Below are 2,414 nucleotides of genomic sequence, written 5' to 3' on the forward strand. Positions count from 1 at the left end.
AATACCTTTAACATTGGTATTTTGGAACTTATCGACTTTAATTTTGCCGTTATCCGTAGTCTCTACGCCCGTTACTTGCAGATTAATACTATCGGTAGAAGGCGCGCGACCAATCGCCCAAATCAAACAATCTACCGTATCGAGGCTACCAGTTTCGGTACACAAGGTCAGACTGCCATCGTCATTTTTATAGACTTCAGTGAGCGTGGTGTTGGTATGCAATTGAATTCCATCTTGCTCCATCTCTATCAGTAAGGTCTCCATGATAGTGTGGTCAAATGAGCGCAGCGGCGAGTGTTGACGCACGTACTGATGCACCTCAGCGCCTAGACTATTCATCACCCCTGCGATTTCAACGGCGATATATCCTGCGCCGACGATAGCCACACGTTTTGGTAAATGATTTAACTTAAAAAAACCATCAGAATCGATACCGTATTCTGCGCCTTTGATATCTGGTTTGATAGGATGACCGCCTGTGGCAATCAAAATATGGTCAGCAGTAATAAGCTCGCCATTGACCTCTACCGTATTGGTATCGACGAATTTGGCAAAGCCTTTTATCACTTCAACACCGTTTTTTGCCAAGTTATTGTCATAAGCGCGGTGAATGTTTTCAATATACTGTTGGCGGCTATGCACCAGCTTTTGAAAGTCGAAGCCTTTGACTTCGATATCGAAGCCATAATCTGGCGCATATTTATGGATGGCTTCGGCCACTTGTGCGCCATACCACATCACCTTTTTAGGCACACAGCCCAAGTTTACGCAAGTGCCGCCCAATTGGTTGGCTTCGATAATGGCGCATTTTTTACCATAACTCGCTGCGCGGTTGATCGAGGCAATACCGCCGCTACCGCCACCAATGGCGATATAGTCATAATGTTTTGTCATATTGAGTCTCTTTATTAAGGGGTTATTAATGTAATTTTGAACGTTAATTGAAAACAGCGCCTAGCTAAGAGCAGTCCACCATCTATACGATGGCACGACGTCTATAAAATAACAGTCCAGGAATGGATAAGCCTAGCACCAATCCTGAAGTCACAAATAACGCTTCAAACAAATACACCATCATTTGGCTAAATAACTCGTCGGAAAAGCCAAAATAACCAATCTGCACCATACTGACCATCGCCTTATAAGCGGCGATGCCTGGCATCATACAGATGACACTTGGCGAAATTAAAGCTGTGGGCGGTAGGGTATATTTTTTAGAAAAATACACCCCCAAAAAGCTGGCAAGCATTGCCCCAAAAAAGCTAGCAACCACGAGATGGACGTGTTGATAGACAAGCGCTGTTTTTAGCCCAAATCCAAAAGCGGTCATCAGCAAACAAGGTAAAATGTAACGTTTGGGTACGGTGAACATCAGCGTCCAACCAAGGGTGATGATACACGACAGCACCACGGTTTCAATGAACCACATCTTAAAACCCCCAGTGCTGTATGCGAAGTAAGACCAGCGCCATCACGATACCAACGCACGCGGACAAGGTTAGCATATAGGTAAAAACGGCACGCCCAATCCCAATATTGACATAGCCTTTTAGGATATCTGAGAAAGAGTTGATTAACGGAAAGCTTGGTACTAGTAAGAGCACGCTCGAGGCAACGGCAATATCGGCATTGTTGCCAATATCAAAATAATAGGTCGTCGCCCCAATTAAAGAAGCGATAAAAGCCGTCACAATGACCGCTATAAAGGGATTAAAATGGTGTTTGGACAGGTAAATACGGGTGAACATTGCCACCATGCCAGCGATAAACGTCACGCCAGTAATCGACCAACTGCCGCCATTTAGATAAGCAAACGCGGCACAAGATGCGCCAACAAACACGCCCACTAGCCATGTTGGATAAACGGTTTTATCTAATGCATCAAAGGCAAGGGTAGTGCGGTCAGTCAGTTCAGACTTCAGTTTGTTATTATTATTATCTGTGACGGCTTCGGTTCTATTGACGATTTGCTGGATTTGCACCAATAAATTGACATTGATGCTTTGATTGATCGTGTCTCTGGTGGTGGTGATACAGCGCTCATCACAAATGGTGGTCAAGGTCAGGGCGTTAAAATTCAGCGAACATTCTACGCTGTCCATCCCTAAGGCGAGCCCCAAGCGTTTGGATAAGTCCACCACCACGGCAGACTCAGCGCCATATTGCATGAGGAGTAAGCCGCAGCGCACGCACAGTCGAGTAATGTGCTGTTGCTGTACGTAACTGATAGAAGTCATGGGTTAGATACGCATGTTGGCGATTGATACGCTATTATAAAGGGTATGGATGCTGACGCGCAGACATTATCCGACATTATATTGAATGCTACGATAAAGTATAAACTTTTTTGGCAAGGAGAATAAAATGCATATCGCTATCTTAACGCTGACTTTTGCTTTACCCGGATGTGGCTC

Annotated in this window: 3 protein-coding genes; all 3 read right to left on the reverse strand. The window is 44.9% G+C overall.

The genetic code is table 11. The features are described 5' to 3' along the window. A partial coding sequence (locus VLN09_RS08140; RefSeq protein ID WP_325245411.1) for an FAD-dependent oxidoreductase occupies positions 1–894 on the reverse strand: 894 nt, incomplete at its 3' end. Positions 895–976: 82 nt separating this feature from the next. Then, positions 977–1,429, reverse strand: coding sequence for a threonine/serine exporter family protein (locus VLN09_RS08145; RefSeq protein ID WP_325245413.1), 453 nt, complete (start codon positions 1,427–1,429; stop codon positions 977–979). 1 nt (position 1,430) lies between these two features. Next, positions 1,431–2,237 (reverse strand): threonine/serine exporter family protein, encoded by an 807-nt coding sequence (locus VLN09_RS08150; RefSeq protein WP_325245415.1) that lies wholly within the window; start codon positions 2,235–2,237, stop codon positions 1,431–1,433. Between the last annotated feature and the right edge of the window lie 177 nt (positions 2,238–2,414).

The sequence above is a fragment of the Psychrobacter sp. genome, from assembly GCF_035469765.1.
Classification (GTDB): domain Bacteria; phylum Pseudomonadota; class Gammaproteobacteria; order Pseudomonadales; family Moraxellaceae; genus Psychrobacter.